The sequence below is a fragment of the Maricaulis sp. genome (assembly GCF_017643475.1).
Classification (GTDB): domain Bacteria; phylum Pseudomonadota; class Alphaproteobacteria; order Caulobacterales; family Maricaulaceae; genus Maricaulis.
In genome coordinates this window covers 171,415-191,127 of sequence record NZ_JAEPNI010000002.1, presented here as the reverse complement: position 1 = coordinate 191,127, position 19,713 = coordinate 171,415, and the positions used below count along the sequence as shown (strand labels likewise).

22 protein-coding genes are annotated in these 19,713 nt (G+C 61.6%); 15 read left to right on the top strand and 7 right to left on the bottom strand.

Going from position 1 to position 19,713, the window contains the following annotated elements; genetic code table 11:
* The first annotated feature begins 23 nt into the window (after positions 1–23).
* From JJ889_RS08140 to JJ889_RS08110, 7 genes are all read left to right on the top strand, one after another.
* The gene (locus JJ889_RS08140) at positions 24–695 is read left to right on the top strand and encodes a response regulator transcription factor (protein WP_291893565.1); all 672 of its coding nucleotides are present in this window, start codon (positions 24–26) and stop codon (positions 693–695) included.
* Positions 696–725: 30 nt separating this feature from the next.
* Positions 726–2,150 (top strand): HAMP domain-containing sensor histidine kinase, encoded by a 1,425-nt coding sequence (locus JJ889_RS08135; RefSeq protein WP_291893562.1) that lies wholly within the window; start codon positions 726–728, stop codon positions 2,148–2,150.
* Between the two features lie 30 nt (positions 2,151–2,180).
* Positions 2,181–5,051 carry a bifunctional [glutamine synthetase] adenylyltransferase/[glutamine synthetase]-adenylyl-L-tyrosine phosphorylase gene (locus JJ889_RS08130; protein ID WP_291893560.1) on the top strand — a complete coding sequence of 957 codons (2,871 nt, stop codon included), beginning with the start codon at positions 2,181–2,183 and terminating at the stop codon, positions 5,049–5,051.
* 73 nt (positions 5,052–5,124) lie between these two features.
* A complete protein-coding gene (locus JJ889_RS08125) occupies positions 5,125–5,640 on the top strand; it encodes an EF-hand domain-containing protein (RefSeq protein WP_291893558.1) in 516 nt (171 codons plus the stop codon).
* A 43-nt stretch (positions 5,641–5,683) separates the two neighbouring features.
* Positions 5,684–6,322 (top strand): RNA polymerase sigma factor, encoded by a 639-nt coding sequence (locus JJ889_RS08120; RefSeq protein ID WP_291893556.1) that lies wholly within the window; start codon positions 5,684–5,686, stop codon positions 6,320–6,322.
* On the top strand, positions 6,319–6,720 hold the full coding sequence (locus tag JJ889_RS08115; protein WP_291893553.1) for a hypothetical protein: 402 nt from the start codon (positions 6,319–6,321) through the stop codon (positions 6,718–6,720). The genes JJ889_RS08120 and JJ889_RS08115 overlap by 4 nt, the downstream gene beginning before the upstream one ends.
* On the top strand, positions 6,717–7,259 hold the full coding sequence (locus tag JJ889_RS08110) for a periplasmic heavy metal sensor (RefSeq protein ID WP_291893550.1): 543 nt from the start codon (positions 6,717–6,719) through the stop codon (positions 7,257–7,259). The genes JJ889_RS08115 and JJ889_RS08110 overlap by 4 nt, the downstream gene beginning before the upstream one ends.
* A gap of 7 nt (positions 7,260–7,266) precedes the next feature.
* Here JJ889_RS08110 and JJ889_RS08105 read toward each other — a convergent pair whose 3' ends face one another.
* The 4 genes from JJ889_RS08105 to JJ889_RS08090 all read right to left on the bottom strand — a co-directional run bounded on the left by JJ889_RS08105 (position 7,267) and on the right by JJ889_RS08090 (position 12,745).
* The gene (locus JJ889_RS08105; RefSeq protein ID WP_291893547.1) at positions 7,267–9,885 is read right to left on the bottom strand and encodes an ATP-binding protein; all 2,619 of its coding nucleotides are present in this window, start codon (positions 9,883–9,885) and stop codon (positions 7,267–7,269) included.
* A gap of 77 nt (positions 9,886–9,962) precedes the next feature.
* Complete coding sequence (locus JJ889_RS08100; RefSeq protein WP_291893545.1) at positions 9,963–10,532, bottom strand: response regulator; 570 nt, start codon at positions 10,530–10,532, stop codon at positions 9,963–9,965.
* A gap of 18 nt (positions 10,533–10,550) precedes the next feature.
* Complete coding sequence (locus JJ889_RS08095) at positions 10,551–12,116, bottom strand: EAL domain-containing protein (protein WP_291893542.1); 1,566 nt, start codon at positions 12,114–12,116, stop codon at positions 10,551–10,553.
* Between the two features lie 77 nt (positions 12,117–12,193).
* Complete coding sequence (locus JJ889_RS08090) at positions 12,194–12,745, bottom strand: hypothetical protein (RefSeq protein ID WP_291893539.1); 552 nt, start codon at positions 12,743–12,745, stop codon at positions 12,194–12,196.
* A 128-nt stretch (positions 12,746–12,873) separates the two neighbouring features.
* On the opposite strand from JJ889_RS08090, the gene dusA reads away from it, so the two are divergent.
* Together dusA and JJ889_RS08080 are read left to right on the top strand one after the other, a co-directional pair.
* Complete coding sequence (dusA, locus tag JJ889_RS08085) at positions 12,874–13,869, top strand: tRNA dihydrouridine(20/20a) synthase DusA (protein WP_291893537.1); 996 nt, start codon at positions 12,874–12,876, stop codon at positions 13,867–13,869.
* Positions 13,869–14,684, top strand: coding sequence for a sulfite exporter TauE/SafE family protein (locus JJ889_RS08080; protein WP_291893534.1), 816 nt, complete (start codon positions 13,869–13,871; stop codon positions 14,682–14,684). The genes dusA and JJ889_RS08080 overlap by 1 nt, the downstream gene beginning before the upstream one ends.
* On the opposite strand, the gene JJ889_RS08075 is transcribed toward JJ889_RS08080, so the two are convergent.
* Genes JJ889_RS08075 through JJ889_RS08065 form a run of 3 tightly spaced genes read right to left on the bottom strand, consistent with a single transcriptional unit; the run spans position 14,681 to position 16,362 of the window.
* Positions 14,681–15,379, bottom strand: a complete 699-nt coding sequence (locus JJ889_RS08075) for a TIGR02281 family clan AA aspartic protease (RefSeq protein ID WP_291895185.1) — start codon at positions 15,377–15,379, stop codon at positions 14,681–14,683. The genes JJ889_RS08080 and JJ889_RS08075 overlap by 4 nt on opposite strands.
* Before the next feature lie 20 nt (positions 15,380–15,399).
* Positions 15,400–15,597, bottom strand: a complete 198-nt coding sequence (locus JJ889_RS08070) for a DUF1289 domain-containing protein (RefSeq protein WP_291893531.1) — start codon at positions 15,595–15,597, stop codon at positions 15,400–15,402.
* A gap of 42 nt (positions 15,598–15,639) precedes the next feature.
* Positions 15,640–16,362: a DapH/DapD/GlmU-related protein gene (locus JJ889_RS08065; RefSeq protein WP_291893529.1), complete on the bottom strand. Its 723-nt coding sequence runs from the start codon at positions 16,360–16,362 to the stop codon at positions 15,640–15,642.
* 59 nt (positions 16,363–16,421) lie between these two features.
* On the opposite strand from JJ889_RS08065, the gene JJ889_RS08060 reads away from it, so the two are divergent.
* The 6 genes from JJ889_RS08060 to JJ889_RS08035 all read left to right on the top strand — a co-directional run bounded on the left by JJ889_RS08060 (position 16,422) and on the right by JJ889_RS08035 (position 19,462).
* Positions 16,422–16,676, top strand: coding sequence for a type II toxin-antitoxin system ParD family antitoxin (locus tag JJ889_RS08060; RefSeq protein ID WP_291893527.1), 255 nt, complete (start codon positions 16,422–16,424; stop codon positions 16,674–16,676).
* Positions 16,673–16,993: a type II toxin-antitoxin system RelE/ParE family toxin gene (locus JJ889_RS08055; RefSeq protein ID WP_291893524.1), complete on the top strand. Its 321-nt coding sequence runs from the start codon at positions 16,673–16,675 to the stop codon at positions 16,991–16,993. The genes JJ889_RS08060 and JJ889_RS08055 overlap by 4 nt, the downstream gene beginning before the upstream one ends.
* Before the next feature lies 1 nt (position 16,994).
* Positions 16,995–17,426, top strand: a complete 432-nt coding sequence (locus JJ889_RS08050; protein WP_291893522.1) for a PaaI family thioesterase — start codon at positions 16,995–16,997, stop codon at positions 17,424–17,426.
* Positions 17,427–17,435: 9 nt separating this feature from the next.
* The gene (locus JJ889_RS08045; RefSeq protein ID WP_291893520.1) at positions 17,436–17,702 is read left to right on the top strand and encodes a DUF3253 domain-containing protein; all 267 of its coding nucleotides are present in this window, start codon (positions 17,436–17,438) and stop codon (positions 17,700–17,702) included.
* A gap of 55 nt (positions 17,703–17,757) precedes the next feature.
* Positions 17,758–18,288 carry a uracil-DNA glycosylase family protein gene (locus JJ889_RS08040; RefSeq protein WP_366940087.1) on the top strand — a complete coding sequence of 177 codons (531 nt, stop codon included), beginning with the start codon at positions 17,758–17,760 and terminating at the stop codon, positions 18,286–18,288.
* Between the two features lie 100 nt (positions 18,289–18,388).
* Complete coding sequence (locus JJ889_RS08035; RefSeq protein ID WP_291893517.1) at positions 18,389–19,462, top strand: Glu/Leu/Phe/Val dehydrogenase dimerization domain-containing protein; 1,074 nt, start codon at positions 18,389–18,391, stop codon at positions 19,460–19,462.
* Positions 19,463–19,713 lie beyond the last annotated feature (251 nt).

Genomic DNA, 19,713 nt, shown 5'->3' with positions numbered 1-19,713 from the left:
GTACAAGAACAGAGGGACACAACATGCGTATTCTGATTGTAGAAGATGACCGCGAAGCGGCGAGTTATATCCGCAAGGGCATGCGTGAATCCGGTCATGTGGCCGATCACGCGGTCGACGGCTCGGAAGGCCTGGAAATGGCTCGCGCCGCTGAATATGACGTGCTGGTCGTTGACCGCATGATGCCGCGCATGGATGGCCTGACGATGGTGGAAACCCTGCGTCAGGACGATGACCACACCCCGGTTCTTATCCTCTCCGCCCTGGGCGAGGTGGATGACCGCGTTGAAGGTCTCAAGGCCGGTGGCGATGACTATCTGGTCAAGCCCTACGCCTTTGCCGAACTTCTGGCCCGCGTCGAGGCCCTGGCCCGTCGCCGGGATCCGGAAACCGTGCGCACCAAGCTGGTTGTCGGTGATCTGGAAATGGATCTGCTGGCTCGCACGGTCAATCGCGGCGAGGAGGAAATCCTGCTTCAACCTCGCGAATTCCGCCTGCTGGAGTTTCTCATGAAGCATTCCGGCCAGGTCGTGACCCGCACCATGCTGCTGGAAAAAGTCTGGGATTATCACTTCGACCCCCAGACCAATGTCATCGACGTGCACATCTCCCGCCTGCGCTCGAAAATCGACAAGCCGTTCCCGCGTTCGCTGTTGCACACGGTTCGCGGCGCCGGCTACCGCCTGCAGGCGTAAACCGGGGTGAGTGCGCGCAGTCCCGCATTCTTGCGGACAACAGCCTTCCGACAGACCATGCTGTCGGCGGCGCTGTTCGCCCTGTCCAGCTTCGTCATTCTCGCCTTTGTCTATGTGGCATCGGCGGGAATGATGCTGCGTCGGGCCGACGCCTCCATCAATGAAGAGGTGACGGCGCTCGAGGCACGTTTCCAGGCTGGCGGCATCCGCTCGATCAACCGCTACATTCTGCAGCGCACTGTCGGGGGTGGGGCGGATTATCTTTATCTGCTGGTGCACCCGTCCGGGCGCAGCCTGTCGGGCAATCTGTCCGATCTTCCCGAGACTGTTCCGGACAATGAGGGGCGCCTGCAATTCACCTATCGCCGCCCGGTCGTGGCGGGGGCGACGGCCGAGGACGACGAGAAGGATACGCGTGCCGCGCGTGGCCGCCTGGTCGAATTGCCCAGCGGATATCAGCTGTTTGTGGGACTGGATGTCGACGAGGAGAATTCGCTAGTCGGCAGGATGCTCAACACCATTTTTGCGGCCTCTGCCCTGGCCCTGGCGCTGGGGGTCGCCGGTGGCATCTTCATCTCGAGGCGGTTTGTCGCCCGACTGGACGCGATCAACAACGTGGCGCGGAATGTCCGGGCCGGTGACCTGACCCGACGGGCGCCGCGCAACAATACCGGCGACGAGCTGGACGAGCTGTCCGAGAATTTCAACAACATGCTCGACCGGGTCGAGGCGCTGATGCACCGCATGCGTCATACCGGTGACAGTATCGCCCACGACCTGAGAACCCCACTCACACGCATGCGCAACCGCCTGGACGAGGCGCTGCGTGAGGAAGGCGATCTGGTTGCCCGCGAGCAAACGCTGGAACGCGCCGTTACCGATACCGATGAGTTGTTGGGCATTTTCAACTCCATCCTCTCGCTCTCGCGCCTGGAGTCCGGCGAAAGCCGCAAGACGATCGGACGCATGGATCCTGCTGTCGTGGCCGAGGACCTGGCCGAGACCTATGAATATGTGTGTGAGGATGAGGGCCTGGAATTCTCTCTGGAAGTCGAGCGGGGCATGGAAGTCTTCGCCGATCGCGGCCTGTTGTTGCAGGGGCTGGATAATCTCCTGGGCAACGCTGTGAAATACACACCGTCCGGTGGCGCCGTGACCCTGCGTCTGCGCCAGAATTCGGAAGGCTGTGCCGAGTTTTCAGTCACCGATACAGGCCCGGGTATTCCGACCGAGGATCGTGAGCGGGTGACCCAGCGTTTTGTGCGCCTGGACAATTCACGGACCCTGCCCGGTTCTGGCCTCGGGCTGTCGCTCGTGCAGGCGATTGTCGATGTGCACAATGGCCGCTTCGAACTGGGCGAAGGTCCCGGACATGCCGAAGGCGATCACGGGCCGGGCCTGCGGGCCGCCATGTGTTTCCCGCTGGCACCGGAAGAACGGGACGAGGGGGTTTAAGACTCACCCCGAAGGGTTCAGTTTGGCGTCATGACGACGCCAGCTGATCTCCTCTCCCAATGCCATCCCCTGCCGACACCGGACCTGGAGCAGGGACGCTATTGCCTGGGTGAGCTTGAGCGTGAACTCCAGGCCGAGCTGGCGCCGCACGACGCGTTCCTGACCAGTGTTTTCAGCTGTGCGCCCCATCTCAGCCGGCTCGCCCAGCGATTCCCGGATGTACTGGCGCAAGCCGCCCGCCTGCCACTCTCCGACATTCTAGCCAATCAGCTCGCCGAACTCCCACGCATCGCGGCAGAAGCCAGCGACGTCGCTGAACTCGATCAGCGCCTGCGCCAGGCCAAGGCGGGCATGCACCTCGTGGTTGGACTGGCCGATCTCGGCGGGGCCGCAGATGTTGAGACGGTCACCGGTGCCGTTACCGATTTCGCCGACGCGGCTGTCCACACTGCCCTGCACGCTCATACGCGCCTTGCAGCCGAACAGGACCACTGCCTGCCGGTCGAGGACCCGGATAACCCGCTGCCTGGGCTGGTGATCCTGGCGCTGGGCAAGATGGGTACGCGCGAGCTCAACTATTCCTCCGATATTGACCTGGTTGTCTTCTACGATGGCGAACAGCTGGCGCTGCCGGAAAGCCAGGAACCGCGCAAACGTCTGCCGCGCCTGGTCCAGGCGATTGTCAAAAGTCTCAATGACATCACGGCCGATGGCTATGTCTTCCGCACCGATCTGCGTCTGCGACCGGACCCCGGGGCGACCCCGGTTGCCATCTCCACCGATGCAGCGCTGAACTATTACGAGACGATGGGCCAGACCTGGGAACGCGCGGCCTGGATCAAGGCGCGTCCATGTGCCGGTGACCGGCCAGCGGCAGAGACTTTCCTCAATTTCCTCCAGCCCTTCATCTGGCGACGCGCGCTAGATTATGCGGCCATTGACGATATCCGCAGCCTGGCAACGCAGATCCAGACCGTGGGGCGGCGTGCCGAGATCCAGCCTGCAGGACATGATCTCAAGCTCGGCCGGGGCGGTATCCGGGAAATCGAGTTCTTTGCACAAATTCACCAGCTGGTCTTTGGCGGGCGCAACAAGGCGGTCCGGGTGCCCGGCACGCTGGCGGCGCTGGACCGGCTGGCGGACGAGCTGGCGATCGAATCCGGGACCGCTGTGGCGCTAAGCCAGGACTATCGTTTGCTGCGGAGCTGGGAACACCGAATCCAGATGCGCCAGGACGAGCCGACCCAGCTCCTGCCCATCCGCGATGAAGACCGGCTGCAGGTGGCCCATATGGCCGGGTTTGGCGAGCTGGCGGAATTCGACCGGGCCGTCGAGGCTGTCCTGCGCCGCGTGCATGGCTATTTCTCCGACCAGTTCGAAGCGGATATTCCGCTGTCATCGCGCGCCGGCAGCCTGGTTCTGACCGGTGTCGAGCCGGAGCCCGATACGTTGGCCACGCTGACGGAGCTGGGTTTCAAACGCCCCGAACTGACCTGGCGACAGCTCAATGCCTGGGGCGCAGGCCGGGCCAGGGCCGTGCGCTCGACACGGGCGCGTTCCCTGTTTGCCAAGCTGGCACCAAAGCTTGTCGACATGATCGCCGAGACCGGTGAGGCCGATGATGCGTTCGCGCGCTTTGCGTCCTTCTTCGAGAACCTGCCGATGGGGGTGCAGCCGCTCTCGCTGTTGATGAACGAGCACGAGCTGGCCGGTGATCTCATCGGTATCATCACCATGGCGCCGAAAATGGCGACGGATCTGGCGCGACGGCCCAACCTTCTCGACACCATGCTGGATCAGCGTTTCTCCATCCCGCTGGATCAGGACCCACCCGGTGCGGCGCTGGACATGTTGCGCCGGGAGATCACGCTGGACACGCCTTACGAGGTGGCGCTGAACACGTCGCGACGTGTCCTTCGCGAACAGAAGTTTCGCATCGGCAGCCAGATCCTGCGCGGCAGTATCGAGGGCCAGACGGCCGGAGCGGCCTATTCCGACCTCGCGGAAGCGGCCATCGAGGTGCTTGCGGACGCAGCCCGGATCGAGACCGAACGCAAATACGGCGAGATGCCGGGGCGGTTTGCCGTGCTGGGCATGGGCAAGCTGGGCGGGCGGGAGCTGGCGGCCGACAGCGACCTCGACATCACGCTCATCTATGACGGCGACGAGATGACTCAGACCTGGTTCTCGCGGTTTACCCAGCGTCTGGTCAGCGCGCTCTCGGTGCCGACCGAAGAGGGCGAACTCTACGAGATCGACATGCAACTGCGTCCTTCGGGCAAGTCCGGGCCCGTGGCCGTGCAGTTCTCGCGGTTCGACCCGTATTACACCCGTGAAGCCTGGACCTGGGAGTTGATGGCGCTGACACGGGCCCGCACCGTGGCCGGTGATGCGGGCCTTTGCACGCGGATTGACGAGACCATCGAGGGCATCCTACTGCGTGAGCGCGATGTCGAGACCGTGCTGAACGATGCTGCGGACATGCGCGTACGCCTGCAGGAGGCCAAGCCGGCGCAATCGGTCTGGGACGTCAAGGCACGGGCCGGTGGCATCCAGGACATCGAGTTCATCGCCCAGACCCTGCAGCTGGCGCATGCGCGACAGCTGGGCGGCGTGCGCCAGTCCACGACGGCCGCAATCGCGGCGCTGGGGCATGCCGGCATACTGGCCGTTGATGATGCGCGTTTCCTGATCGAGACGCTGACACGACAACTGGGCATGTTGCAGGTCCTGCGCACGACCCACGGCAGCGGTTTCACCCCGGAACGGGCCAGTCGTGCTTGCCAGGCGGGCCTTGCTCGTACTGCAGGCCACCAGACTTTGGCCGAGCTGGAGGAGGATCTGGTCGAGAGGTGTGGGCATGTGCGGACGCTGTTCAACCGACATGTGCGAGAAATCTGATATCAAGCGACGGAATTCCGGCGACCCTGCGTTGAACTGACATGCGAGGTCAAACTGACAAGGAAGAAAGTCAATGAAACGCTCGAAAATGGTCATTTTGCTGTGTAGTTCCGCGGTGATGATCTCCGGTGCCATCGCCGAGGCCCAGCGCGGCCCGCGTGGCGGCCAAGGTCAGGACGGTATGCGCGGTGGCGGTCCTGCCCGCACGATCATGTTGCTGCGTGCATCCGATGCCAATGGCGACAACACCATCACCCGCGAGGAAGTCGCGGAATTGCAGTCGGAGATGTTCGACTGGATGGACCGCAATGCCGACGGTTATCTCGATGATTCCGACATGTCCCCGATGAACCGGCGCCTGCGTGAAATGCGCGAGCGTGAAGGTTCTGATGGCCGAGAACGTCCGCGTCGTCGCGGTCGCCGGGCCGATACAAATGAAGACGGGCGGGTCTCCCGCGAGGAGTTCATGAACGTCGAGCATCGCTGGTTTGAACGTCTGGATTCGGACGAGAATGGCTCGATCACGCCGGAAGAGCTGGACGCAGCCGCGGAACGTCGTGAAAATCGTCGTTTCTGGTGGCGTGACTGATACGTCTTTGATGTTGGACGGGCGCGGAAGGGTAGCAGCAGACATGAGCCTCAAGGGCCGTTCGGCCTTCCGCGTTATCACGTCAGATCGTCCTGTGGCCGACGAGGAGCTCATCGAGCGCGTCGGCCGCGGAGACCGTGATGCTGCGCGGGTGTTGATGGATCGCATGCTGCCCAAGATCCTCGGCCTGGCCCAGCGCATGCTGAGTGATCCCCTGGAAGCCGAGGACGTGGCCCAGGAAACGTTTATCCGGGTCTGGAAGGCAGCGGACCGCTTCGAGAAGGGGCGGGCACAGGTGTCGACCTGGATCAGCAGGATTGCCATCAATCTGTGTTACGACCGGCTGCGCAAGCGCCGCGAAGTGCTGACTGATGAAGTGCCTGAACGGGCCGACCAGGGTATCAGCCAGGAAACAGCCATGGTACGCGATGAAAGCGCGAACCGGGTGGTGGACGCCGTGAACAGGCTTCCAGAGCGTCAGAGAATGGCCATGGAGCTCGTTCACTTTCAGGAATTGAGTAATATCAGGGCGGCAGAGATCATGTCTGTAAGTGTGGAAGCACTCGAATCCCTGCTGGCCCGTGGACGGCGCAAGTTGAAAGCACTGTTGATGGAAGACGCCGGAGACCTCATCAGCTCCTACGAGGGCGAGGCTCAGGCACATGAGGAGTTGGACCGATGACCCAGGACAGGGTGCTTGAAATCCTCCACGCCTATGGCGCCAATCCGGCACGCTGGCCGGGCGCGGAGCGCGAGGCTGTCGAGGCTTTCCTAGACCTGCATCCCGAATTGCTGGCCGAGGTGGATATCGAAGCCGAGCTGGATGCTTTGCTGGCCATGCCTGATCCCGAACCGAGCGAATTGTTGCAGCACCGCATCCTGCGCGCAGTGCCGGAGCCGGTCGCGCAATGGGGATGGCGGGCGCCGATCGCGGCGGGCATCGCCCTGGTGGTCGGTGTGAGCATCGGCTTTGCGGGCGGTTATGTTGCTCCGGCTGAACAGGATGTCGAAGCCATCTATGCTGACGCCTATGACAGTCTCGGCGAAGACTGGGTCGACTGGCTGGGAGAGGATACGTGAGGTCTGCCACACCCTGGATCATTGCGCTCCTGGTCTCTGTCCTGGCCAATGGCGCACTGATCGGATTTGTTCTCCAGCGAGAAGTCGCACCGGACGTGCCGACCGAGCGAGAAGCGCGGTTGCAATTGCGCGGTGCGGGCGGGCCGGGAAGTTTCGATCTGCGCGGTTTCATCGAAGCCCTGCCGGAAGAACAGCGGGCCTCCCTGCGTGAACGCATGGAAACCGAGATGGGTGACATGCGCGCGCTGATGCGCGAGGCGCGTGAGGCTCGTATCGATGCCGCTGAAGTCCTGCTCGAGGAACCGTTTGACGCTGCCGCTGTTCAGGCGGCGCTGGAACGTCGCCGTGAGACACGGGCAGCCATTGAGGCTCATATCGAACGTGCGATTGTCGAAATAGCCTCCGAGCTCGATCCCGATGTTCGAGAAGAGGTGCTACGCTCGGCTCGTCGGGGCCCGCCCCAAAGCGAACGCCGGGGGCCGCCACGTTTTGATCGCCGCGGACCACCTCCGGAGCGTCGTCGCGGCGACAGGGATTAGATCCTGATTATTCGGCCGCCCGGGGCGGTTCACCATCGACGAACTCGATGTCTTCGCCCAGGAAACCCTCATCATCCAGATCTCCTGCCAATGCGGCTTCCGGGTCGATGAGTTGAGCTTGGGTGATCGGCAGGACAAAGCTGACCGTGGTGCCTTCACCCAGCTTGGAATCAATCGCCAGCGAGCCGCCGTGCAGATCGATGAGCGATTTGGACAGGGCGAGGCCCAGGCCGGAACCCTGATAACTCTTGGCGTGCTGGCTCTCGATCTGTTCGAACGGACGTCCCAGACGCGGCAGGTCTTCCTGGGCGATGCCGATACCGGTATCAGAGACCTGGAAGGCTACGCCCGGCCCGGACAGGAAGCCGCGAATGGTCACCCGGCCGCCTTCCGGGGTGAATTTCACCGCGTTGGAGACCAGGTTGATCATCACCTGTTTGAAGGCGCGCGGGTCCAGTTCGATCTCAGGCAAATCGGTGACATCAGCGTGCAGCTGAAGCTGTTTCTCCTCCGCACGGCCGCGCACGATGCGCAGGCATTGCTCGACCAGCTCGGCGGCATCGGTCGGCTCGGTCTGAAGGGTCATCTTGCCGGCTTCGATCTTGGACATGTCGAGAATGTCGTTGATCAGTTCAAGCAGATGCTGGCCACTGTCAAGGATATCCTTGGTGTATCCCTTGTAACGCTCGTCCCCGAGCGGGCCGAACATCTCGCGCAACATGATTTCCGAGAAGCCGTTGATGGCGTTGAGCGGCGTGCGTAGCTCGTGGCTCATATTGGCCAGGAACTCGCTCTTGGAGCGGTTGGCTTCCTCGGCGCGGATCTTCTCGACCTCGTATTTCTTGGCGAGATCGGAGATATGCGTCCGGCTGGTTTCCAGGTCATCAACTGAGCGGCGCAGCTGGGACTCGTTCTCCGTCAGTGCCGCTTCGTGGCGCTTCAGATCGGTAATGTCCGCGCCAAAACTGACCAGGCCGCCATCGGCGGTCGGGCGTTCCGAGTAATGCAGCCAGCGGCCATCGGCCAGTTCGATCTCGTAGGCATCCACGCCATCTGTTTCGCCATGCACAGTCTTGATCGCCCGCGCCGCAGTCTTTTCGACCATGGCATAGGACAGACCCGGCTTGAGATGACCGTCTCCGAGGTCAAAGAAGTCGCGGAACTTGCGGTTCCACAGGACGAGGCGGCGGCGGGAATCCCACAGCACAAAGCTCTCCGACATGGATTCCAGCGCTGCGCGCAAACGGCTCTCCGCAGCAGCAACCCGCGCCTGGGCGCCCTTGCGCTCGGTAACGTCGATGGCCACACCGACGATGCGCGCCTCGCCGTCCGGAGCGGCAGAGAGCAGGCGACCGCGGATCTGCAGATAAACCGGAGCGACCGAGGCCAAAACTTCCAGATCAACTTCCGTGCCCTTGGGTGCGGACCGCATGGCCGCGCGCAGGCGGTCACGGTCCGGGCGGCTGAACAGGCGCAGGAAGTCCTGGCCTGAGCACTCGATTGCAGCTTTAAGTCCGAGCATGCGCGCCAAGCTATCGGTGACATAGACCGTGTCCGCGTCCGGGTTCCAGTCCCAGACACCACAGCGCGCGCCCTCGATGGCGAAACGGAAACGCTGTTCGCTGTCCGCCAGCTGGGCACGGGTGGAGCGCAAGCGGCCCATTTGCATGAAGACCAGGGCGACAAGGCCCAGTGCAACGATGATCGGCGCAACAAACATCAGCCCGTAAAAGGAGATGGTTCGCATCCAGGCGCTTTGATTGATACGGGTGGCGCTCAGCGCATAGACCTGGAAAGGCGTGCCCCCGACCGGAGCCACGGCAAAGGTCACATCCTCGCCGCCAAAACTCGCATCCGATGTTGCGCCGCCACCGCCACCGGCCAGATCGGCGACATAACCGCGGGTAAGTCCGAAACGCTCAGCCAGCGGCGTGCCGGCCGAGACGCCGTTCATCACCGGACGAAGCGCCAGCATCTCGCCGTCATTATTGGCCAGGGCGACCACCCTGTTGGTGCCCCAGTCGGGCAAGGCGTTGATGGCCGGGATGCGTGCTGTCAGTGCACCGACGGTACCGTCTGCCAGGGCAACCGGCTGGGTCAGGGCAAAAACGGCGAGCCCGTCATCAGACAGGCTGGAGACGACCGCTTCCTCCGAGTTGAGCGCCAGGCCGGTCAGTTCGCGCATGGCGTTTGGTGTGACCGTCTCGCCCGCCACAAAGGTGCGGCCATCGGGCAGAAGCAGGCCGATCCCGTCGAGCAGTTCGGACTGCATCAGGGCCGTCAGCCGGGTTTGTGCGACACGTTCGATATCGGTGTCAGGCAGGGCGCCAAAATCACTAGAGGCAACGGCCAACGCATAACGGACCTCGCTCAGCCGGGCGGAGACACGTTCGGCCAGGTAGCCAGCCGCATTGGCTTGCGAACGCTCGGCCTCGGAGACCAGCGAGGCACGCTCCTGCTGAATCTTGACGGCAAAGATGCCGCCATATCCAATAGTGAAAATCGCAATGGCCAGGACGATCCAGCCGACGCCTGAGCCGCGCGCACGATTCTTGTCCGGTGAAAGCTCACCGGCACTGGCGCGGGACCTGCCCGCCTCACGCGTATGCGACGCATTCTGTGCCATTCTCGTCAAACTAAGGTGCGTCGCGCGTCGATGTCGACAGGCACGTGCGCACTATCCACGGCTAAGCCGTGCCGCGATCAAGCCGCGGAGGTTGCGTCATCGCCCGAGGGCGAGACATCCATACCGTCATCTTCGTCTCCACCGGCGACTTTTTTAAGGCCTTTGCGGCGTTCGGAACCCTTGTAGTTGGATTCCTCAGTCGGCAGGCGCCGGCGATCCGGGCCAAAATAGGTCTTGTTGCGGATGAAGGGACGCGGTTCGTTGATGACTGCAGCGATTTTCGCAAACATTTCCTTGGCGGTGATCGGCTTGCAGCAGAATTCGGTAACACCGGCATCACGCGCGCCTTCGACCCGGGATTTTTCCGAGTAGGCGCTGAGCATGATGATGGGAATCAGCGGATTGGGGCTGTCATCGGCGGTGCGAACCAGACGCACGAAATCCAGACCGTCCAGGATTTCCATCTGGTAGTCGGTGATAATGATGTCGACACTGTCGGAGCGCACCATATCGAACGCGTCTGCCGGGTCCTTGGATTCGAGAATCTGCTTGATCCCAAAGCCATGCAGGATCGTCCGAAGAATGGTCAGCATGTAGCCATTGTCATCGACAATCAGCACTTTCACGCGGCTCATATCGACGGCCATAACACTCTGCCTCTTCTTCTACGCCGCCTTTGTGGCGCGATTCCTTGGGTCTGTGAGCGTTTTTAGCGGGATAGGCTTACCGAAATAGTAACCCTGTCCATAAGTGATGCCGAAGGACTTCATGCGCTTGGCCATGCTCTCGTTCTCGATCATCTCGGCAACGGTCTCGGTGCCCAGCTGCTGGCACAGATCCACCATGCCCTTGAGGATGGTCGTGTCGCGCTCCGTGCGTCCTGCGCGCTTCACATAGGATCCGTCGATCTTGACAATGTCGGCGGGGAAATCGCGCAGATAATGGAAGCCTGCCGCGCCCGCACCGAAGTCATCCAGGCAGACATGGTGCCCACGCTCACGGACCTTCTCGATCACGGCATTGGCCGCCTTGATGTTCTTGATCGTCGCGGTCTCGGTGAGTTCGAAGCTCAGGCGTTTCCGGTCGATCTTGATATCCGCCAGCATTTTCAGGAAGCGCTTGGACCAGGTCGTGTTGGCGATGGACTTGCCCGACAGGTTCACGGCCAGGGACGGGCGGTCGAAATCATCGCGCAGGAAGGTCGCGGCTATCTCGGTCATGGCGAAGTCGATCTCGTAGATCAGACCTGTGCTCTCGGCGAAACCCACCGCCTCCTGGATCGGTTTGCCGCCGGGCAGACGCAGGAGCAATTCGTAGTGATGGATCTCGCCGGTCTTCAGGTCGACGATGGGTTGGGCATGCGGCTCGATAACCCGTCCCGCGATCGTCGTGCGCAATTCCTTCATGCGCTGTGTCGTCGATTCCATCATCTCGGCCGCCGCATCCTTGAGGCTGCGAATATCCAGAGCCGCATCGGTATCGGCGGCCTGGTTCACGGCATGGATAAAGGCCTGGACGGCGATTTCCGGCTCGAGGTCCGGCGCATCCGGCACCGTGTCGATCTTGACCTCTGCATCGCCGAGCTTGCTGTCGGCGAGGATGGCCTCGACCTCTTGCTTCAGTTCGGCGAGATCGGCAGAGGTTTCGTGGATAAGGGCGGTGCGGCTATTGTCGACATGTTTGGCCACGCCCAACTCGCCAACGGCCAGCCCGCAGGCGGCACTGATCGCGTCGTGGACCTGGGTGGCCGCGGCAGGGCCGATTTGGCGATCGATATCCTCGATGCCTTCAATGCGCATGACTGACATGGACAACGCCGTGCCGGCGCTGCGGGCCGAGGCGATAGCGTCGCCCGCTGATCGTTCGAACGCCTGCGGTTCAACTTCCTCCGGTGCCGTCAGGGCCTCAAAGGACACGGTCCAGCGGATCTTGTGATCATCGCCCAGCGTCCAGCCGCCCAGCTTGGCTTCACGACCATTCAGGGTGACCCGGACAGGGCCGACACGACGACCGGGGCGCACGCTTTTCAACAGGGCCATGATAATAGGGCGGGAGGTGCGGTCGAAACGGTCAGCCAGATGGCAGCTCGTGTCCTCGATGGGCGGCTCGCCAAGCGTGGCCGTCGCACCGGAGGCGTATTCCGTCGTTCCGCTAAGATCTGTTTCGATCAGCACATCGGCCGATGCAAACGCAAAGGAAAGGAACCTGTTGCGTTGTTCAATCAAAGACATGGCTTGCCCAATACCATTTTCCAAGCCTCAGTAGAGGACAGAAAGTGTTATTGTGGACTTAAGTTTCCGGAAATTCTTTATGCTGCTTTCGCAGCGTTGGTTCTCTGCGCTTTTGCTGGCGTTGAACTAATATTACGGATGACTTCACGGGTTTTCTTGACCAATTCTGCCCATTCGGCGGGAAGATCGGTTTCCTGCTCCGTCAGCTGCGACAGGTCTTCGGCGATGGCGAGAAGCTGGGGGGCGTGCACGATCAGTCGCGCCTGGGCTTCCACCTTGGTTGGGTCACGGTCATATTCCGCCGCAGGAACACGCCAACCACCCCAGTCCATGCTGTCCGTCACAATAACCGGAAACGTGCCCGGGTGCGGATGGCGCGCGCATTCCTCGTCGCTCTGCCACTTGTTCTTGGCGCGCAGCAGCCGCCAATGGCCCGTCTCGACGATTTCGGAATGTTCGGCCGAAAGCTCCTCCGCTGTGAAGTCACGGCCAAGCCCGCAGTCATAGAAGACCCGAACGGGTTCCTCGACATCCTTCACCCATTGCGGTTTTACGTGCTCGACAAGCGCCCAGGTCCCGACCGGCTGAACGAAAACGCGCTGGTGTTTGTGGAATATTGCTTTTGCCATGACATCCTCCCGAACCCACATCTGAGCAAAGAGAGTTTGAAATCCGCTGAACGGATTAGGACAAATTTGAACAGATTGATTGCAGGCCCCTATTTGGACTTCGCCGCCGGACAGGCTAAGTGGCGCATATGAGTGTTGTCGATAAAATTGATCGCCGCCTGAGCGTCGCCCCGATGATGGACTGGACCGACCGGCATTGCCGGGCGTTTCACCGGGTGCTGACACGCAATACCTTGCTGTACACTGAAATGGCCGTCGACATGGCGGTGATCCATGGCAATCGCGATTTCCTGATCGGTTTCGACCCGACAGAGCAGCCTGTCGCGCTGCAACTGGGTGGATCGGACCCAGCCAATCTGGCCAAGGCCGCGAAAATCGCGGTGGCTTATGGCTATGTCGAGATCAATCTCAATGTTGGCTGTCCCTCGGACCGGGTCCAGGCGGGACGTTTCGGGGCCTGTCTGATGCAGGAGCCGGAGCTGGTGGCCGATTGTGTAAAGGCCATGCAGGACGTGGTCGATGTTCCGGTCACGGTCAAAAGCCGCATCGGAGTTGACGATCAGGATCCGGAAACCGCGCTGTTCGACTTTGTCGAGACTGTCGCGGCAGCCGGGGTTAAAAGCTTTACCGTGCATGCGCGCAAGGCGTGGCTGAAAGGGCTGAGCCCCAAGGAAAACCGCACCATTCCGCCGCTGGACTATGAGCTGGTCCGGCGTCTCAAGCGCGAGCGTCCGGAGCTGGAAGTCATCCTCAATGGCGGGCTTGAGGGGCTTGATCATGGTCTGGCCGAAAGCGCGGAGCTGGACGGGTTCATGCTTGGCCGAGCAGCCTATTACACCCCCTGGGTGCTGGCGGAGGCGGACAGCAAGGTGTTTGGCGCGACGGATCCGGTGAAGACCCGGATCGAGGCGATTGACGCCTATTTGCCCTATATCGAGCGGCGCATGTCCGAGGGTGTGCAGCTGCATTCCATCACCCGGCATATTCTCGGTCTTTTCCATGCCCAGCCGGGCGGTCGCAACTGGCGGCGTATCCTGTCGGAAAAGGGCGGGCGCCACGGTGCCAGTATTGATGTGATCGAAGAAGCCAAGGCGGCCGTCACCCCGCGCGACGAGGCGGCTTGATGGAAGAGTATTACGTGTTGATCCTGGCGCTGGCGGCGACCGGCGCCCTGGCCGGGCTGATTGCCGGCCTGTTTGGAATCGGCGGCGGTATCGTCATGGTCCCCGCCATGTATTACGTCTTTGGTGCGCTGGGATATGAAGGCGACCGGGTGATGCATGTTGCTGTCGGTACGTCGCTGGCTGTCATCATCGCCACCTCCCTGCGCAGTGTCAGTGCCCACGCCAAGAAGGGCGCGGTGGATTTCGCCGTGCTGAAACAATGGGTGCCATTCATCGTCATCGGTACGCTGATCGGCACGGTCGTGGCGGACTACATCCCAAGCCGTGGCCTGACCGGACTGTTTGGCGGGATGGCCCTCCTGTTGTCGTTACAGTTTTTCTTTGGTCGCCCCAGCTGGAAACTGGCCGAGGAGATGCCCGGAGGTCTGCCGCGCATTGTTCTGGGCAATACGATCGGTGTGCTCTCGGCCCTGATGGGCATCGGCGGCGGTGTCATGGGCGTGACCCTGATGACGCTGTGCGGGAAGACCATCCACCGCGCCGTGGCAACGGCTGCCGGTTTTGGCGTGGCGATCGGTATCCCCGGAGCTTTGGGCTTCATCATCAATGGATGGGGGGCGAATGAAGTCCCGTTCTCGCTGGGCTATGTGAACATGCCCGGTTTTGCCCTCCTCGCGGGATCCGCATTTTTCGTGGCACCGCTGGGGGCGAAACTCGCGCATTCCCTGCCGGAAAAGAACCTCAAGCGCTTCTTCGCACTGGGCCTGGCGATTGTCGGGGTGATGCTGGTGCGCGAGGCCGTGCTGGGCGGTTAGCGGCGCAGGGTCAGCCGGTCCCCGGATATTTCCACTGACGAGAATTCCGACAACACGCTCATGCCCAAAAGGGACCTCTCGCCATTGCGCATGACGACCGCGCGCACATATTCGAAACGGTGCCCGCGAATGATCAGTTCGGGGATCACCACGCCGGCGCCATAGGCGATGCCGTCTGCAGTCGACATTGGCAGGTCGAAGCTGAGCGCTTCAACGCGGATCCCCATACGGCGGGCATCTTCATAGCTGATCGCCACACCCGTCGCGCCTGTATCAACGAGGAAGTCCACCCGGGCCTGGCCCGCCCAGGCATCCAGATAATAATGGCCGTCACGCTGGCGCTGGAGGGTGATGGTGTCTTCGCGCTCATCCATGGCAGCGCGCTGGTCAGTGCGGGTCGGGGCCCACATGCGGTCGAGTTCCCATTCGCGAAACTCATTGTTGAAGAGGGCCATGCCTATGAAACCGGCGACAACTCCACTCCACAATACCTGATTGCGCCGCGGATAGCCGTGTGGTGAGTGTCCCGCAAACATCACCGCTGCGAACAGAACCGCCAGGATGGTCAGCGCGTAAATCATGCGCACCAGCGTGTTCATATCATCCCAGAGGGGCCAGCTGACCAGACGCAGGGCCAGAAGGGTGAGGGCCGTGCCCAGCAGGGGAAGGGCTGCGCGACTGATAAACCGATCCATCACTCGAAGCTCATCACTGTTTAACCAGCCGGGTTTTCGCGTGCGCCATAGGCATCGCGGCGGCGGGGTAGATCCTGCATGATGCCGTCACGTTCCGCATCGCTGTAGCGTGTCCACTTTCCCAGCTCTTCCATGGTGCGGAAACAGCCGACGCAGACGCCCTGTTTCGGGTCGACGAAACAGACTTTGACACAGGGTGTTTTGATGGGCGTGCTCATGCTCACTACATCTGACCTGTTCGCGCAATTGGCAAGGGCCAATCAGTCGCCGCGGCGGGGAAACAGCTTGGACCGCAGCCAGCCCCAGGTGGAATTGCCCTTCATCGCGTCGCGATAGGAATTTTCCATGAAGCGGTCCAGCGTCTCCAGCTCGCCGAGAAGGTCGGCGCGGGTTTTCATGGGTTCATCCGCGTCCAGGCGCTTGACCAGTTTGGCCGGATTGCCAGCCATGACGGCATAGGGTTCCACATCCTTGGTGATGACGGCGCGGGCGCCGATGACAGCGTGATCGCCGATGGTCACGCCCTTGCCAATGAAGGCACCGTCGCCGATCCAGACATTGTTGCCGATCTTCACGGGCTTGAATGGCGGGTTGGGATCGACACGGTCATAGAGCCCATGCCAGTCGCAATCGGTAATCGTTGCCTCGCGCGCGATGAGACAGCTGTCGCCGATCTCGACCCGGCCGGCTGCGAGAATACGCGTACCGCCCGCCATGAAGACATAATCCCCGATCTCGATCGTGCCGGCCTGGTCCTGCGGTGACCAGACGGTGAAACGGATCGGATCTGCGGCGCTGGCGACGAGGTGCAGCTGGTGACCAGCATGAATGTTCGGCCCGAACACCTCGATATGCCACGGACGCACCAGCTTGGGTTTGCGGCCAAGCGTTTCGAAATGCGGCCGGGTGAAATGACCGGTCCACCAGTTCTCGAACTGCTCCCACAGTCGGTGCATCCAGTATGGGCGGTGATCGCGTCTCATGGTCCAGCCTTGGAGTGTGTAGCCAATAATGCTACATTGTCGGGGTCAGGGAGACAGTAATGTCGAGAAATCCAAGCATTTCAATGACCGAACATCAGCAGGCTTTTGTCGAGCGGATGATCAGCTCCGGTCGCTATCATGGCGTCTCCGAGGTCGTCCGGGCCGGACTTCGCCTGCTTGAGGCGCACGAGGAGCGACAGGTCGCAGCGCTGGGCGGCCTGCAGGACCTGGTCCAGCAGGCCTATGAGAGTGGCGAACCGGAGCCGCTGGAAAGTCTGGACGACATTATCGCCGAGGCTGAGCGCAAGGCATGAACCCCGGCTCGTGCGAAGCCGGGGTGCTCAAAGTGGTGCGACGCCCGGTTGTGCGTCGTGATCTGATATCCATCTATCGCCATATTGCTGCCGATTCACCTCGCGCTGCTCGCACGGTTCTGGAGGATATCGAGCGGAAAATTCAAGGCTTGGCGACGTTCCCGGATATGGGCAGGGTGGTCGCCCTGCCGAAACGGACGGTGCGCATCCAGCCGGCGGGTAACTATCTGATCGTCTACACGGCGAGGAGGGACAGTCTGGAATTGCTGCGCATTCTGCACGGAGCGCGCGACTGGATGTCTCTGTTGGAGGATTGAAGTGAGCCTGACAGTTGTGATGAATGCCGAGGAGGTTACCGCCTTTCTCGACCAGGCCTTCCAGCAGGATACGGCCGGGCGTGGGCGGTTTGTGGTCACCCAGATGCAGCCCGGCGAGACCGAGGTGCGCTTTGCCACCAATGAGCGTCATTTGCGTCCCGGGGGAACCGTGTCCGGTCCGACCATGTTCGCCATGGCAGATGTCTGCGCCTATGCGGTGGTGCTGGGGCATGTCGGTCCCAAGGCGCTGGCGGTGACGACCAATCTCAATATCAATTTCATGCGCAAGCCCGAGCCGGGTGTGCTGATCGGCCGGACGCGACTGCTCAAACTGGGCAAACGACTGGCGGTGACGGACTGCGAGATCTACACCGAGGGCTCAGACGACATGGTGGCTCACGCCACGGCGACCTATTCCATCCCCACCAGCTAGGAGCGGACGATGAGCGAGATGAGCGAAGAGAACCTGAATGATCCTTTCGAGGATGCCATTCGCAAGCTGGTGGCCGAGGTGAAGGAAGGGCGCAGCGTCTCTCCGGCTGATGTTGCCAAACTGGTGGATCCGGACAATCACACCAAGCGTTTCGGCCATGTTCGCCAGGCCGCGGTGCGCCTGCACAAGGCAGGGGAGATCGCCATCCTGCGCAAGGGCAAGCCGGTGCCGGATACCGACACGTTCAAGGGCGTTTATCGTCTGGGCCGTGTCTGAGCCGCTCGACGATCTGCTCGCGGAGATCCGCGCCTGCCGGGTCTGCGAAGAGAGCATGCCGCACACCCCGCGCCCGGTGATCCGGGCGTCATCGACAGCACGCATAGCCATTGTCGGCCAGGCGCCGGGTACGCGCGTGCATGCTTCCGGCAAGCCCTTCACCGACCCGTCGGGTGATCGCCTGCGCGAATGGATGCAGGTGGATGAGGCGACCTTCTATGATGAAAGCCGCATCGCCATTGTGCCGATGGGTTTCTGTTTTCCAGGCCTGGACGCCAAGGGCGGCGATCTACCACCACGCAAGGAATGCGCGCCGCTCTGGCAGGAAAAAGTGCACGCGTTCATGCCGCAGGCCGGGCTGACCCTGCTCGTCGGACAATATGCACAGAAGTTTTATCTGCGTTCGCAGGCGCAAAAAACGCTCACAGATACAGTTAAGAATGCGGCGCAATATTTTCCTCGATATCTGCCGCTTCCGCACCCGTCCTGGCGTAATAATGCGTGGTTGAAGAAGAATCCCTGGTTCGGGGAAAAAATTCTCCCGATGCTGCGGTGCCGCATCGCTGAGATGTTATCGGCACCATGATTTTTAGTGTTTTCGCGCGCTTGCCGCAGCTCTCGTGAAAGGGTATGCCACGCGCGAATTTGCAGCGATGCTGTTCTCGCACAGAAAGGGTTTGCGCGTCATGAGTGTTTTCGAACACCCGTCTTACGACAACCACGAGAAAATTCTTTTCGCGACCGACAAGGTCACGGGTCTCCAGGCCATCATCGGCGTTCACTCCACGGTCTCCGGACCGGCGTGTGGTGGTTGCCGTATGTGGTCCTATCCCAGCTCCGCGGAAGCACTGGAGGACGTTCTGCGTCTGTCCCAGGGCATGAGCTACAAGAACATCATGGCCGATCTTCCGATCGGTGGCGGCAAGTCCGTAATCATGAAGCCGGAAGGCGAATTCAACCGCCAGGAACTGTTCGAGGCCTTTGGTCGCGCGGTCGAAAGCCTGGGCGGTCAGTACATCACTGCCGAGGACGTGGGTGTCAGCCCGGACGACATGATGGCCGTTCGCCAGTCCACCAAGCACGTTGTTGGTCTGCCCGAGGGCAAGGCCGCGTCTGGTGACCCGTCGCCAATCACGGCCGAAGGTGTGTTCCGCGGCATGAAGGTCTGCATCGAGCGCGGTCTGGGCAAATCCGACCTGTCCGGCGTTCGTGTTGCCATCCAGGGCGCTGCCGGTCACGTCGGTGCCTATCTCTCCGGTCACCTGGCCGAAGCCGGTGCCGAGTTGATCATCACCGATATCAACGAGCCGGGCCTGAAAGAACTGGAAGCCAAGTACGGCGCCAAGATCGTCGGTCTCGACGAGATCTATGACCAGGACGTCGACGTGTTTGCACCATGTGCGCTGGGCGCCATCGTCAATCCGGACACGATTGACCGCATAAAGGCTAAAATCATCGCCGGAGCAGCCAACAACCAGCTGGCCACCCGCGAGATGGGCGCTGAAATCCAGAAGCGCGGCAAGATCTACGCGCCGGATTACGTCCTCAACGCTGGCGGCATCATCAATGTGATGGGCGAGATCCAGGGCGATTTCGACCCGGCCTGGGTCCAGGGCAAGCTGGTTGGTCTCGAGAACACGCTGGGCGAGATCCTCGACCAGTCTGAAAACGAGGGCCGCCCGTCCAACATCATTGCCGACGAGATCGCGCGCAATCGCATCGAGGACAAGCGGTCCTCCAAGACGATGGAACCGGCGTAAGCCGCTGCATCCATTTGAATTAGAAAGGCCCGCTCGATCGAGCGGGCTATTTTCTTTGCCTGCATCATCCCTATAGCGGATTTCCTTTCCCTTGATGGGAAAGGTCCCCCCCGTAGCTTAAGCGAAGGAGGGGGATAGGGTGCGGCCCGAAGGGCCAGCTTTAGAGGCGCCTTCGGCGCGCACCCACTCCGTCTCCGCCTACGCTAAAGCTTCGCCGGATCCACCTCGCCCATCAAGGGCGAGGAGGGTAA